The following is a 13,197-nucleotide window of genomic DNA, read 5'->3' as shown; positions in this document are numbered from 1 at the left end:
AATCGCCTGCGCCTCAGGGGTCAGCGACCGGGCGGCTCGGCATCACCCGGCGCCGCGGTCGGGGGGCCGCCCGGGACGGCTGGTGGGACCGGGCCCACCGGCCCCGCTCTCGCCCTCACCTCCGCCGCGAACGGCCCTCTTCCCGAGGCCGCCGTCACGTCCGAGGTCTCGCCCGCGATCGCGCACCGCACGAGCCGTACCCCCTGTTCCGCCGCCAGCCGCTCGGCCCGGGCGCAGGCCTCCGCACCGCCCTCGGCCCAGTGGTCCGCCGCAGCGAGCGCCGCCAGATCCGCGCCCCCGGCCGCCCGGTGCCGGACGACGACGGCCTGCCCCAGCACGAGCACGGCACCGAACACCACGCACAGCAAGGCGATCACCCCCAGGCTCCAGACGGTGGCCGACCCTCGGTCCGAGCGCGCACGGTCGGAGCGCCCGTGGTTGGAGCGCCCCCGACCGGAGTGCACCCGGACGGGGTTCCGCCGACCGGAGTGTCCTCGGGCGGAGCACTGCCGGCCCGCACACTGCTGACCGGAGCACTGCGGGCCGGAGCACTGCGGGCCGGAACACCGCTGACCGGAACACCACTGGCCGAAACACCGCTGCCCGGAACACTGCTGGCCGGAGTGCCGTCGGTCGTTCGCCTCACCTCCCTTCACGGCCCCTCCCCCGTCGCCGCCCCCACCGTCTCCTCGGCCAGTGCCACGGCCTCCTCGCGCACCTCGAAGGGCAGCCCCCCGAGCACCGGCGGCCTGGCCACCACCGTCACCCGGACCTGGTCGCCCTCGCGCCCCACGGTCACCCGTGCCCCGCGCGGCGCCGCCTCCCGGGTCACCGTCACCACCGCGTCGGCCGGGTCCTGGCGGGCGGCGGCCCGGGCGCCCGTGCGGGCGGCGTCCACGCACTGAATCTGTGCCGCCACCACGAGCAGCCCCCAGACCAGCGCCATGGTGAACGCCACCAGCACGGACAGCACCACGGCCGCCTCCGCGGTCACGAACCCGCGGTCCGTTCCTCGCTCACATCCGCGCACTGAGGGCCTTCTTCACGATGGCCTGCAGCTCCGCCCTGACCTGGCCGCTGGTCACGACCTCGTAGAGCAGCAACGCGAAGCCGACGGCCGCGATGATTCCCATCGCGTACTCGGACGTCACCATCCCGGCGTCCCGACGGCGCCCGCGGCACATCCCCCGAAGCCGTGCCACCGCTTCCTTGATCTTCCTGTGCATCTCAACTCCCCTGACGTCCATGCCTGTTGTCGTTCTCCGTGCTCCGTGTCCCACGCTCAGCCGCTCTCGTACGGCTCACCTCCCTCCCACCACCCCGCCCGCCAGTCCGATCACGACGGGCAGCACGCCGATCGCGATGAACGCGGGCAGGAAGCACAGACCGACCGGCGCGGAGATCAGCACGGCCGCCCGACGCGCCCGAGCCGTCACGGTGCGAGCCCACTCCGCGCGGGCGTCCGAGGCGAGCCGGGTGACCGGGCCGGCCGCGGGCAGCCCGGACTCGTCGGCCCGCTCCAGCAGCCGCGCCAGCGATCCGGCACCAGGCAGCGTGGCCAACCTCCGCCAGGCAGTGGCCGGTTCACCGCCGAGCCGTACCTCCGCCGCGCCGCGCGCCAGCGCTTCCCCGACGGGTCCGCCGAGAGCCTCCCCCACTGCCTGCGCGGCGACCACCGGGCCGGCGCCGGCCGCGATACAGGCCGCCAGCAGATCTGCGGCGAGCGGAAGTTGGCGCGCGGCTCCGTCAGTGTCGGCCGCTTCCACCCGGCCGGCTGCCGCCTGGCGCTCCCGCCACCGCCACAGCACCACCCCCGCGCCGAGCCCCAGCAGAACCCCACCGACCCCGCCGATCAGCACCCAGGCGCCACCGGCCGCCCCGCCCACCGGCAGCCACCGCCGTACCACGCCCGGGACCTCGAACGACGTCTTGGCCATGGGGACTTCCAGGCCGAGCAGCTCGGCCACCCGGCGCCGCGCCCGGTGCCGCCGCCGTGCCCTCTCCAGTCGCCGAACGCCCCAGCCGAGTGCGATCACCGCGACCCCGGCCATCCCCAGCCTGTGGACGACTTCCCCGCTCATACCGTCCGCCCCCTCCTCACGATCCGGTCCGTTCCGCCGATTCCAGCTACTCCGGCCCCCCGTCCCGGCGGCCGCAGCCACCCCTGCCACCACCCCCGCCTGCGACCACCGCAGCCACCACCACCCGGCCACTCCGGCCACCGCCCCAGCGCCCTCACACCGCCTCCGCTCCCCGCACGATCCGCATCGCCCACCACATGCCTGCCGTCTCGAACGCCGCTCCGGCCACCAGGCAGCCGAGTCCGGCTCCGGTGTGCAGGAGCACGTGCAGCGGGTCGGCGCCCATGGCGGCGCCGAGGAGCAGGCCGAGGGCGGGGAGTGCGGCGAGCAGCACCGCGGTAGCCCGGGCACCCGACAACTGAGCGCGAAGATCGGCGCGCTGGTCCCGCTCGGCGCGCAGGGCAGCCTCCAACCGGTCCAGGCCGGCCGCGAGTCCCGCGCCCTGGTCCACGGCCACCCGCCAGCACGCGGCGAGTCCCAGCAGGCCCTCGGCGCCCGGCTGCCGGGCCGCCGCGGCAAGCGCGCCGGGCACGTCCCCGCCGAACCGCGCGGCCGCGACCACGGCCGCCTGCCCGTCGCCGAGTCCGCCGGAGTCGTCTGCGGCGCGCAGCAGCGCCTCACCGGGCTGCCGTCCCGCGCGTACCTCCCCGGCGAGGGCGCCGCACAGGGCGATCACGGTCTTCGCCCGCTGCTCCCGGGTGCGCCTGGCCTGCCGGGCTCGCCGCAGCCGTCGCAGCACCGGCACCCCGGCCGCCCCCGCGACGACCGGAATCACCGAGGTGCCCAGCAGCGCGAGCAGCAGCCCGGCCACGAGCGCCCACCACTCGGCCCCCAACCGGGCTTGCAGCCGCCGTAGTTCACCGATGACCCGCTCACTGGAGGGCGGCCCGGTGGCCACCACTCCGCCGCCCGCGAGCAGCAGCCGCGCCCGCCGCATCCCGTAGTGCCGTCCGCCCAGCAGCCAGACCATCGTGCCCAGGCAGATCAGCGCGGCTCCCATGGACGTCTCACCGATCACTTCCGTCACCTCTCTCGCTCGTTCCCACACCGACCGAACCGCCGAGCAGTTGCTCCAGTCGCTCCCAGCCGCGCTCCCGCCAAAAGGCCCGCTCGCCCCAGCGCAATGCCGGCACCGTCCGCACCAGCCCGGTGGCGTCCCGCTCCAGCACGTGCACCTCGGCGATCCGGCGCCGTCCGGTCCGGTCCCGTGCGAGGTGCAGCACCACGGAGAGAGCGGCCGCCAACTGGCTGTGCAGCGCCGCCCGGTCGAGCCCGGCGGCCGTGGCCAGCGCCTCCAGACGGGCCGGCACGTCCGCGGCGGCATTGGCGTGGACCGTGCAACAGCCGCCCTCATGGCCGGTATTGAGCGCCGCGAGCAGATGCACGACCTCTGGTCCCCGCACCTCTCCGACGACCAGCCGGTCGGGCCGCATCCGCAGCGCCTGCCGGACGAGGTCCTCCAGGGCGACCAGGCCGGCGCCCTCCTGATTGGCGGGCCGCGTCTCCAGCCGGACCACGTGCGGGTGGTCCGGTCGCAGCTCGGCCGAGTCCTCGGCGAGCACCAGCCGTTCGCCCGGCCCGACCAGGCCCAGCAGGGCGCTGAGCAGGGTCGTCTTGCCGCTTCCGGTGCCACCGCTGACGAGGAAGGAGAGCCGGGCCGCCAGCAGAGCCCGCAGGACCCGGTCACCGCCCGGCGGCACCGTGCCGGCCTCCACCAGCTCCTCCAGCGTGAACGCCCGGGGACGTACCACTCGCAGCGACAGGCAGGTGCAGCCGACGGCGACCGGAGGCAGCACCGCGTGCAGCCGGGTTCCGTCGGGCAGCCGGGCGTCCGCCCAGGGCCGGGCGTCGTCCAACCGGCGCCCGGCCACGGCGGCCAGCCGCTGCGCGAGGCGTCGTACGGCCGCCGCGTCCGGGAAGGTCACCGGTGTCAGTTCCAGGCCGCCGCCGCGGTCCACCCACACCCGGTCCGGTGCGGACACCAGGACGTCGGTGACCTGCGGGTCGGCGAGCAGCGGTTCCAAGGGGCCGGTGCCGACGAGTTCGGACCGCAGCTGCCGGGCCGCACCGAGGACTTCGGCGTCACCGAGCACCCGGCCCTGTTCCCGCAGTGCCTGGGCCACGCGCGCGGGGGTGGGTTCGGCCCCGCTCTCGGCGAGCCGGCGCCGCACGCCGTCGAGCAGGGCCGCGCCGTCGGCCCGGCCGAGTCCGGGCAATGTCATCGGGTGCCTCCCGCCTCGACCAGGGCCCGCTCCCAGAAGTTGACGCAGAAGCGGGCGAGCGGACCGCGTCCGGTCGCCGCGGGTGGTTCGGCGCCGCCCTGCGGGCGCAGCAGTACCGGTTCGACGGGCACCTCGCCGGCCAGCGGCAGGCCGAGCAGCCGGGCCACCTCGCGGTCGTCCAGGCCGGGTGCGTACGGCCCGCGGACCGCGACCCGGACATCGCGTACGACCATCCCGACGGCGGACGCGACGCGTCCGGCGGCCGCGACCGCCCGCAGTTCGGCTGGGACGACGAGCAGGGCCAGGTCGAGCTGGGCGAGGGCTTCGGCGACGCCGTCGTCGAGGCGGCGGGGCAGGTCGACCACGACGGTGCCGCCGCGCCGCCGGGCGGCGGCGAGCACCGCGCGCACCGCCTGGGGAGAGATGGCGACGCAGTCACCGCGGTCCCAGCTGAGCACCCGCAGGGCGTGCAGTTCCGGCAACGACTCCTCCAGTGCGCCACCGCCGAGCCGGCCGCGGGAGGCGGCGAAGGCGGGCCAGCGCAGCCCGTCGGCGCTCTCGCCGCCGAGGAGTACGTCGAGTCCGCCGCCGAGCGGATCGGCGTCGACGAGGAGGGTGCGCAGTCCCTCCCGCGCGGAGGTGACGGCGAGGGCGCAGGCGAGTGTGGACGCGCCTGCTCCGCCCCGGCCGCCGATCACCCCGACGGTGAGGGCCGGGCGGCCGACTCCCTCGGCCACGTCGGCGATGCGGTCGACCAGCCACTGCTCGCCGTCGGGGAGCATCAGGACATGGTCGGCACCGATCCGTACGGCTCGTTTCCACACCCCCGAGTCGTCCTGGTCCCGGCCGACCAGCACCACTCCGCGCCGCCGCGTGGTCCCGCGGACCCGGCGGGCGGCATCGTCGCCGACCAGCACGAGCGGGGCCGCTTCCCAGCCGTCGCCGTGTTCCGGTACACCGTGGTGGACCTCGGGCGTGGCGCCGGCGGCGGCGCACAGGCGCAGCAGATCGTCCAGAAGTTCGGCGTCCTCGGTGAGGATGAGCGGCCGTCCGGGCCGGCCTGCGCCGGCGGGCGGCGGGTCGTGGGTGATGGTTCCGGTCACGCGAGTTCCCCCTTCGCTGCGTGTGCCGCGCAGCCCCTGCGGCCACGCGATTCCCAAAGATGTGAAGAACCGGCAAGCGGCCTCCATATGAACGGCCGATAGGAACCGGCCATACGCGCTCCGGCAATCGGAACCGCGGCCATGAACTCGCCGCGGCCGGAGGCGCTGGAATCACGGTGCAGCGATCCTCGAAATCTCGTGGATCTTGGTCAAAAACGGTGGACAACTCGGGGGCTGTGAATATCGCCGTCACCCACACCGGTGATCCCCTCCAGGACCCCTGGACAACTTCCACAGCGCATCCTGATGATTACCGACGGTGACGAATCACGGGCACACGGAAGAAGCGGCCGGAGCGTCGCCGCACCGGCCGCGCGGCCGCGTCAAGAAGGGGGGAGGGATGCGAAAACGCACCGGGACATGCGACGACCCCCGCCGGGGGGGAGAGCGGGGGTCGTCCCCACGGCCGACTCGGGGGGGGGAGGAGTCGGGCCGGGTTAGCACGGTCGCGAACGATCCGTGACTTCCATGGTGTACCCGAGAGCCCTCTCAGGCAAACCCACGCGCCACACCTTACGCCGAATGGTGGGCACATATGCTCAGCGACGTGGAAAACCGCTCCTTGCCCCGCGCAGCAGCCTTCTTCGACCTGGACAAGACGGTCATTGCGAAGTCGAGCACGCTCACCTTCAGCAAGTCCTTCTATCAAGGCGGCCTGATCAACCGCAGGGCCGCACTGCGTACCGCATATGCCCAGTTCGTCTTCCTGGTCGGTGGCCTCGACCACGACCAGATGGAGCGCATGCGCGAGTATCTGTCCACCCTGTGCCGCGGCTGGAACGTCCAGCAGGTACGGGAGATCGTCGCCGAGACGCTGCACGACCTGATCGACCCGATCATCTATGACGAGGCCGCCTCCCTCATCGAGGAACACCACACGGCCGGGCGGGACGTGGTGATCGTGTCCACCTCGGGCGCCGAGGTGGTCGAGCCGATCGGTGACCTGCTGGGCGCGGACCGAGTGGTGGCCACCCGCATGGTCGTCGGCGCGGACGGCTGCTTCACCGGGGAGGTGGAGTACTACGCCTACGGCCCGACCAAGGCCGAGGCGATCAGGGAGCTGGCCGCCTCCGAGGGCTACGACCTCGAGCGCTGCTACGCCTACAGCGACTCCGCGACCGATCTGCCGATGCTCCAGGAGGTCGGGCACCCGCACGCCGTGAATCCGGACCGCACGCTGCGCCGCGAGGCACTCGCGCGAGGGTGGCCGATCCTGGCGTTCCGCCGCCCGGTTCCGCTCAAGAAGCGGCTGCCCACGCTCTCCGTACCACCCCGCCCGGCGCTGGTCGCGGCGGCGGCCGTGGGAGCGGCGGCCGCGACCGCCGGCCTCGTCTGGTACGCCACCCGACGCCGCGGCACCGCCTGACCTGCGTCCGTTTCACCCCTGTTCGAGCCTGAAAGTAAAGAAGTACAGGTAAGGGTTCCGCTTACTCTCGGCTCGCGGTACAAAGAACTCAGGCCCGCGAGACCAGAGGACATCCGAGAGGATCACCTACCACTACGCACTTGGCCCCACGGACCCCGCATGAACACCGGGCACCCACGCGACGTCGACCCGTCGATTACGGGCCAGCCGCACCAGGTGACGGGCAAAGCATCCCGACCTGATGGGCAAATATCGAGGACGCTTGGTAACGCGGTGCGCATGCCAGCGGCGGGTACGAGGACTCGTACCCGCCGCAACCCTGTCCAGCCCCCCGCTGAGGGGCCTTCCCGTTGTCCGCCGCCGCGCTTCTCAGGCCGCGCCGCGCTGCAGCGCCTCGCACACCGCCGTCGACTCACGGGCACCCAGCTCGATCGCCTTGCCGCAGTGAGCGATCCAGGCCGCCACACCCTCGGGGGTGCCGGAGACATATCCGTCCAGTGCGGCCAGATAAGCGGCGCGACCCAGTTCGGCGTGGCCGACCTCGGCCGGGCAGACCGACTTCGGGTCCAGGCCACTGCCGATCAGCACGATCCGCTCGGCCGCGCGCGCGACCAGGCCGTTGTGGGACACGAAGGGGCGTAGCGCCAGCAGCTCGCCGTGCACCACGGCGGCCGTCACCAGCGCGGGCGCGGACGACCCCGCGATGATCAGGTCCGCCAGCCCCTCAAGACGGCCGGAGACCTCCCGGGCGTCCGGCAGCGACAACTCGATCAGCGGCTCGTCCACCGCCTCGCCGGCCTGGCGCGGCCTGCCGACCTGCTCGTCCTTGCTCGCCGCGGCCACCAGGTGCAGCCGGGCCAGCACCCGGAGGGGCGACTGCCGCCAGATGGACAGCAGCTGCCCCGCCTCGGCCGACAGCCGCAGGGCCGCGCCCACGACCCGCGCCTCGGCGTCGGCGCCGAAGTCGGTGCGCCGCCGCACCTCCTCCAGGGCCCAGTCCGCGCCGGACAGCGCCGCCGAGCCGCGGGAACCCCGCAGGGCCGCCTCAGCGGTGATCGCATTGCTGCGGCGCCGCATGATCCGGTGCCCGTAGACCCGGTCCACGGCTTTGCGCACGGACTCCACGGACTCGGCCACGCCGGGCAGCGAGCCCAGGGCCGCGAGCGGATCGGCGGACGCGCCTGTCGTACTCATGAGTACGACAGTACGCACCCCACCGGCCGACCCCACGAAGGAGTGGTCTTCTTCACTTCCCCATGACACACACAGCTAGCATTCGACTACGCTCGGTGAACATGAAAATTGCTTTCGTCGGGAAGGGCGGCAGCGGCAAGACCACGCTGTCCTCCCTCTTCATCCGCCACCTCGCGGCCGCCGGGGCCCCGGTCGTCGCCATCGACGCGGACATCAACCAGCACCTCGGTCCCGCGCTCGGCCTCGACGATGCGGAGGCGGCCGCGCTGCCCGCCATGGGCGAACGGCTGCCACTGATCAAGGACTACCTGCGCGGCGGCAATCCGCGCGTCACCTCCGCCGCGACGATGATCAAGACGACCCCACCCGGGGAGGGCTCGCGCCTGGTCCGGGTGCGGGAGCCCAATCCGATCTACGACGCCTGCGCACGTCCGGTGGAACTCGACGGCGGCGCCGTCCGTTTGATGGTCACCGGCCCCTTTACGGAGGCCGACCTGGGAGTCGCCTGCTACCACTCCAAGACGGGAGCGGTGGAGCTGTTCCTGAACCACCTCGTCGACGGCCCCGACGAGTACGTCGTGGTCGACATGACGGCCGGTTCGGACTCCTTCGCCTCCGGCATGTTCACCCGCTTCGACATGACGTTCGTCGTCGCCGAGCCGACCTGGAAGGGGGTCTCCGTCTACCGCCAGTACAAGGACTACGCCTGCGACTTCGGCGTCGCCCTGAAGGTCGTCGGCAACAAGATCCAGGAACAGGACGACATCGACTTCCTGCGCGCGGAGACCGGTGACGACCTGCTCGTGACGGTCGGGCGCTCGGACTGGGTGCGTGCCATGGAGAAGGGCCGGCCGCCGAGGTTCGACCTGCTCGAAGAGGCCAACTCGCGCGCCCTCAAAACCCTCAGGGCCACCGTGGACGCCACGTACGAGCAGCGCGACTGGGAGCGGTACACACGTCAGATGGTGCACTTCCATCTCAAGAACGCCGAGGCCTGGGGCAACGAGCGCACCGGGGCCGACCTGGCGGCGCAGATCGACCCCGGGTTCGTGCTCGGCGCGGGTGTGGCAACGCCCGCGTGACGCTTACGGCTTGACCGCCGGCGCCCCGGGGACGCCCTTGGGCGCCGGGGCCGGACGGCCGGAGAGGAAGGACGCCCAGCCCTGCCGGGGGGCTTCGCCCACCTGAAGGGTGCGCAGCCTCTTCAGGGTCCCCGGGTCCTGGGCGTCCAGCCAGTCGACCAGCTGGTGGAAGGAGACGCAGCGCACCTCGGGCTTGTTGCACACCTCCTGCACCACCTCGTCGATGGCGCGCATGTAGGTGCCGCCGTTCCAGGACTCGAAGTGGTTGCCGATGATCAGAGGAGCCCGGTTGCCGTCGTAGGCGCGGTAGAAGCCCTTGATCAGGCCGTCGCGCATCTGGTCGCCCCAGTAGTCGAACTTGTCGGGGTCGCCCTGGGTTTCGGTGCCGGACTGGTTGACCATGAAGTTGTAGTCCATGGTCAGCTGCTCATAGGTGTGGCCGGGGAACGGCACCAGCTGCATCGACACGTCCCACAGGCCCTGCTTCTTCTTGGGCCAGACCTGGTCGTTGACGCCGCTGGAGTCGTAGCGGAAGCCCAGCTCGCGAGCGGCCTTCATGAAGTTCTTCTGCCCTTCGAGGCAGGGGGTGCGGGCGCCGATCAGCTCCTTGTCGTAGTCGAAGGGCAGCGGGCCCGCCTTGGTCATGCCGGTGTTGGTCTTCCAGGTCTTCACGAACTGCTTGGCCTGGGCGATCTCGCTCTTCCACTCCTTCACCGACCACTCCCCGACCCCGCCGTCGGGGCCGCAGAAGTGGCCGTTGAAGTGGGTGCCGATCTCGTTGCCCTCGAGCCAGGCCAGCCGCACCTGCTTGAGGGTGTCGGCGATGCCCTGCTCGTCGTTGAAGCCGATCTCCGAGCTGCCCCGTGCGTGCTGCGGCGGTTTGTAGAGGTCGCGCTTCTCCTCCGGCAGCATGTACACGCCGCTGAGGAAGTACGTCATCGTCGCGTTGTTCTCCTTGGCGACCTTACGGAAGTGGGAGAACAGTTTCTGGCTGTCCTCGCCCGCGCCGTCCCAGGAGAACACCACGAACTGGGGGGGCTTCTCACCGGGCTTGAGCCGCTCGGGCGTGGGCAGGTGTGGCTGCCCACCGGTGTACGCGGTGGAGCCGTCTCCGATCAGACGGAGCGCACTGTTGGGCGCCGGCGCCCCCTGGCGCGCGCCGGACGCCCCTTCCTTCGAGCCGGGGGAGTCGGTCGCACAACCGGCGAGCGACGTGGCACAGGCCGCGGCGACCATGGCACCGACGGCGATTCTCTGGGTGGCGGCCATGTTCCGCCCACCTTCTTCCTTCTCTCAGACGAACGCTGACGAGGGACTTTGTGGTGATGTGCCGGGCTTGCACCGACAGCGCCGCCAAGATCGCATGGGACCGCGAGGGAATTAATACGACAAGCCGATGAAATGCTCGCTTCATCCAAGTAGGTGATCGACTAGGCCATTTGCTCTGGAAAGTTATGCATTGTCTTTACTCTGCATTACGGTTCATTTACCGAGCGTTGATTCATCCCGCCACTGCACGCCGTGACCCACGGCCGCGACCGAGCCCGCCCATCGACGCGGGTCCCACCCAGTCCGCGACCGCGCCGCCCCGGAGGAGACGGGAACATGCCGACAACCTGCGCACCCCCGCACGCCAACCACTCCCACCCGCCGCACAGCCCCACATCAGGTCGCCGCCGCCGCTTCCCCGTCGAGGGCGCCGATGTCTCCGCCGCCGTCGCGGTCTTCCTGATCGCTCTGCCGTTGTCCCTGGGCATCGCCCTCGCCACCGGCGCCCCGCTCCAGGCGGGCCTCGTGGCCGCCGCCGTGGGCGGAGTCGTCGCCGGCCGGCTCGGCGGCTGCCCGTTGCAGGTCAGCGGGCCGGCCGCCGGACTCACCGTGATCACCGCCGATTTGATCCACCGTTACGGCTGGCGGGCGACCTGCGCCATCACCGTCCTCGCCGGTCTCGCCCAGCTCGGCCTCGGCTGTCTGCGGGTGGCACGCGGCGCCCTCGCGGTCAGCCCGGCCGTGGTGCACGGCATGCTGGCCGGCATCGGCATCACCATCGCCGTCGCCCAGCTGCACATCGTCCTCGGCGGCAGCCCGGACAGCTCCGTCCTCGCCAATCTGCGTGCTCTACCCGCCCAGTTGGCTCATGTGCACCCGGCCGCCGTGTCCATGAGCACCCTGACCCTGGCCCTGCTGCTGGCCTGGCCGCGTCTCCCGGGCCGTGTCGGCCAGGGACTGCGCAAGGCGCCGGCCGCCCTCGTCGCCGTCGCCGGGGCCACCGCGACCGCCGCCCTGGCCGGGCTGACCCTGCCCCGGGTCGACCTGCCGTCCTGGCGCAGTCATGCGCTGGCCGGACTGCCCGAGGGCCCGGTGCTCGGCGTCGTGGCCGCCGTGCTCACCACCACCCTGGTGTGCAGCGTGCAGTCACTGCTCGGCGCGGTGGCCGTGGACAAGCTGGTCGCCGCACGGCCCGGCACGCAGTCCCGCGTCGGCCGCTCCGGCCTGGACCGGGAACTGCTGGGCCAGGGCGCCGCCAACATCGTCTCCGGAGCGCTCGGCGGTCTGCCCGTGGCCGGCGTGGCCGTGCGCAGCACCGCGAATGTGAACTCGGGTGCCGTGAGCCGGAACTCCACGATGCTGCACGGCGTTCTCGTAGTAGTCGCCGCGTTGCTGATGGTCCCGATCCTGGAGGCGATCCCGCTCGCCTCCCTCGCCGCCCTGGTGATGGCCGTCGGCATCCAGATGGTGTCCCTGCACCACATCCGCACGGTGACACGCCACCGCGAGGTGCTGGTCTACGCCGCGACCACCCTCGGCGTGGTGCTCCTCGGCGTCCTGGAGGGCGTGCTCCTCGGGGTCGCCATGGCGGTGGCCGTCGCCCTGCACCGCCTCACCCGCACCCGCATCACTCATGAGGACAAGGAGGGAGTCCATCACGTACATGTCCGAGGCCAGCTGACGTTTCTCGCGGTGCCCCAGCTCAGCAGAACCCTGCATCTCGTACCCCAAGGCGCCCACGCCGTCGTGGAGTTGGACGGGTCGTTCATGGATCACGCGGCGTACGAGTCGCTGCAGGACTGGCGCAGCTCCCACACCGCCCGGGGCGGCACGGCCGAGCTGTCGGGCCGGCGCGGCGGATCCCGCACCGCCGACCCCGCCGCGCCCACCGCGCCCACCGAGCCCGCCGCGTCCGCCGCGTCCGCAGACTGCCGGTGCCGGCCCTGGACACCCTGGCGCAACCACCAGTCCTGCCTCGCGGGAGTTCCCGCGGCCCCGGCAGGCCGGGAGCCGGCGCAGGAACTGGCCCGTGGCATCAGCTCCTTCCAGCGCAACACCGCGCCGCTGGTGCGGGAAGAGCTGGCACGGCTCGCCCGGGAGGGCCAGCGGCCCTCACAGCTCTTCCTCACCTGTGCCGACTCCCGGCTCGTCACGTCGATGATCACCGCCAGTGGTCCCGGCGACCTGTTCGTCGTCCGCAACGTCGGCAACCTGGTGCCACTGCCGGCCGAGGAGCACGGCGACGACTCGGTGGCGGCCGCCATCGAGTACGCGGTGGACGTGCTCGGGGTGCGCTCCATCACGGTGTGCGGGCACTCCGGGTGCGGGGCGATGCAGGCGCTGCTGGCCGCGGAGGGCACGGGCGGGGACACCCCGTTGCGGCGGTGGCTGCGGCACGGGCTGCCGAGCCTCGCACGGATGGCCGACGCCCGATGCACCTGGCCCCGGCTGTCCGGGCTGGCGCCCGCGGACGCGGTGGAGCAGTTGTGCCTGACCAATGTGGTCCAGCAGCTGGATCACCTGCGGGCGCACGGCTCGGTCGCGCGGTCGCTGGCCAGGGGCGAATTGGAACTGCACGGCATGTACTTCCACGTCGGTGAGGCGCAGGCGTACCTGCTCGCACGAACGGAAGGAGGCGCTGTCTTCGAGGACGTCACGGGGCGCTTCATGGAAGGCGTCACCCAAGAAGAGGGGGCACGCAGTGCGGTATGAACGGTCGACCTTCGAACAGGTCTAAACCAATTTTCGGGTCGACCCTTGTCATCGGCCCCCCGCGTCTGATGAGCTGTGGCCTGGGACACAACGGACACCCTTGGAAAG

General features: G+C 72.2%; 12 protein-coding genes. 3 read left to right on the top strand and 9 right to left on the bottom strand.

The window, feature by feature from the left end; all coding sequences use genetic code 11:
* Positions 1 to 20: 20 nt before the first annotated feature.
* The 7 genes from AC07C1_RS27095 to ssd all read right to left on the bottom strand — a co-directional run bounded on the left by AC07C1_RS27095 (position 21) and on the right by ssd (position 5,406).
* A complete protein-coding gene (locus tag AC07C1_RS27095; RefSeq protein WP_478943059.1) occupies positions 21 to 464 on the bottom strand; it encodes an Rv3654c family TadE-like protein in 444 nt (147 codons plus the stop codon).
* Between the two features lie 188 nt (positions 465 to 652).
* Positions 653 to 994 (bottom strand): TadE family type IV pilus minor pilin, encoded by a 342-nt coding sequence (locus AC07C1_RS27090; protein ID WP_478943057.1) that lies wholly within the window; start codon positions 992 to 994, stop codon positions 653 to 655.
* A 22-nt stretch (positions 995 to 1,016) separates the two neighbouring features.
* Positions 1,017 to 1,226 (bottom strand): DUF4244 domain-containing protein, encoded by a 210-nt coding sequence (locus tag AC07C1_RS27085; protein WP_478943055.1) that lies wholly within the window; start codon positions 1,224 to 1,226, stop codon positions 1,017 to 1,019.
* A gap of 75 nt (positions 1,227 to 1,301) precedes the next feature.
* Positions 1,302 to 2,081: a type II secretion system F family protein gene (locus tag AC07C1_RS27080; RefSeq protein WP_478943053.1), complete on the bottom strand. Its 780-nt coding sequence runs from the start codon at positions 2,079 to 2,081 to the stop codon at positions 1,302 to 1,304.
* A 154-nt stretch (positions 2,082 to 2,235) separates the two neighbouring features.
* Positions 2,236 to 3,081, bottom strand: coding sequence for a type II secretion system F family protein (locus AC07C1_RS27075; RefSeq protein WP_478943218.1), 846 nt, complete (start codon positions 3,079 to 3,081; stop codon positions 2,236 to 2,238).
* Positions 3,082 to 3,088: 7 nt separating this feature from the next.
* Positions 3,089 to 4,303 carry a TadA family conjugal transfer-associated ATPase gene (locus tag AC07C1_RS27070; RefSeq protein WP_478943050.1) on the bottom strand — a complete coding sequence of 405 codons (1,215 nt, stop codon included), beginning with the start codon at positions 4,301 to 4,303 and terminating at the stop codon, positions 3,089 to 3,091.
* On the bottom strand, positions 4,300 to 5,406 hold the full coding sequence (ssd, locus tag AC07C1_RS27065; RefSeq protein ID WP_478943048.1) for a septum site-determining protein Ssd: 1,107 nt from the start codon (positions 5,404 to 5,406) through the stop codon (positions 4,300 to 4,302). The genes AC07C1_RS27070 and ssd overlap by 4 nt, the downstream gene beginning before the upstream one ends.
* A gap of 595 nt (positions 5,407 to 6,001) precedes the next feature.
* On the opposite strand from ssd, the gene AC07C1_RS27060 reads away from it, so the two are divergent.
* Positions 6,002 to 6,832, top strand: a complete 831-nt coding sequence (locus tag AC07C1_RS27060; RefSeq protein ID WP_478943047.1) for an HAD family hydrolase — start codon at positions 6,002 to 6,004, stop codon at positions 6,830 to 6,832.
* Between the two features lie 369 nt (positions 6,833 to 7,201).
* Here AC07C1_RS27060 and AC07C1_RS27055 read toward each other — a convergent pair whose 3' ends face one another.
* The gene (locus AC07C1_RS27055) at positions 7,202 to 8,026 is read right to left on the bottom strand and encodes a Fic family protein (protein ID WP_478943045.1); all 825 of its coding nucleotides are present in this window, start codon (positions 8,024 to 8,026) and stop codon (positions 7,202 to 7,204) included.
* Positions 8,027 to 8,127: 101 nt separating this feature from the next.
* Here AC07C1_RS27055 and AC07C1_RS27050 point away from each other — a divergent pair, with 101 nt between their 5' ends.
* Positions 8,128 to 9,108 carry an ATP-binding protein gene (locus AC07C1_RS27050; protein ID WP_478943043.1) on the top strand — a complete coding sequence of 327 codons (981 nt, stop codon included), beginning with the start codon at positions 8,128 to 8,130 and terminating at the stop codon, positions 9,106 to 9,108.
* Between the two features lie 3 nt (positions 9,109 to 9,111).
* Here the strand turns inward: AC07C1_RS27050 and AC07C1_RS27045 are convergent, their stop codons facing one another.
* Positions 9,112 to 10,377, bottom strand: coding sequence for a polysaccharide deacetylase family protein (locus AC07C1_RS27045; RefSeq protein ID WP_478943041.1), 1,266 nt, complete (start codon positions 10,375 to 10,377; stop codon positions 9,112 to 9,114).
* A 336-nt stretch (positions 10,378 to 10,713) separates the two neighbouring features.
* On the opposite strand from AC07C1_RS27045, the gene AC07C1_RS27040 reads away from it, so the two are divergent.
* The gene (locus AC07C1_RS27040) at positions 10,714 to 13,089 is read left to right on the top strand and encodes a SulP family inorganic anion transporter (protein WP_478943039.1); all 2,376 of its coding nucleotides are present in this window, start codon (positions 10,714 to 10,716) and stop codon (positions 13,087 to 13,089) included.
* The last annotated feature ends 108 nt before the right edge of the window (positions 13,090 to 13,197 follow it).

The sequence above is a fragment of the Streptomyces sp. NPDC045022 genome (genome assembly GCF_056432605.1).
This window is presented reverse-complemented; position numbering and strand designations above follow the sequence as displayed.

Bases quoted from the DNA above. Each gene is read 5' to 3' on its own strand.
- AC07C1_RS27055 (WP_478943045.1), bottom strand. From the start codon at position 8,026: ATGAGTACGACAGGCGCGTCCGCCGATCCGCTCGCGGCCCTGGGCTCG.
- AC07C1_RS27075 (WP_478943218.1), bottom strand. From the start codon at position 3,081: ATGGGAGCCGCGCTGATCTGCCTGGGCACGATGGTCTGGCTGCTGGGC.
- AC07C1_RS27080 (WP_478943053.1), bottom strand. From the start codon at position 2,081: ATGAGCGGGGAAGTCGTCCACAGGCTGGGGATGGCCGGGGTCGCGGTG.
- AC07C1_RS27050 (WP_478943043.1), top strand. From the start codon at position 8,128: ATGAAAATTGCTTTCGTCGGGAAGGGCGGCAGCGGCAAGACCACGCTG.
- AC07C1_RS27085 (WP_478943055.1), bottom strand. From the start codon at position 1,226: ATGCACAGGAAGATCAAGGAAGCGGTGGCACGGCTTCGGGGGATGTGC.
- AC07C1_RS27045 (WP_478943041.1), bottom strand. From the start codon at position 10,377: ATGGCCGCCACCCAGAGAATCGCCGTCGGTGCCATGGTCGCCGCGGCC.
- AC07C1_RS27060 (WP_478943047.1), top strand. From the start codon at position 6,002: ATGCTCAGCGACGTGGAAAACCGCTCCTTGCCCCGCGCAGCAGCCTTC.
- AC07C1_RS27070 (WP_478943050.1), bottom strand. From the start codon at position 4,303: ATGACATTGCCCGGACTCGGCCGGGCCGACGGCGCGGCCCTGCTCGAC.
- AC07C1_RS27040 (WP_478943039.1), top strand. From the start codon at position 10,714: ATGCCGACAACCTGCGCACCCCCGCACGCCAACCACTCCCACCCGCCG.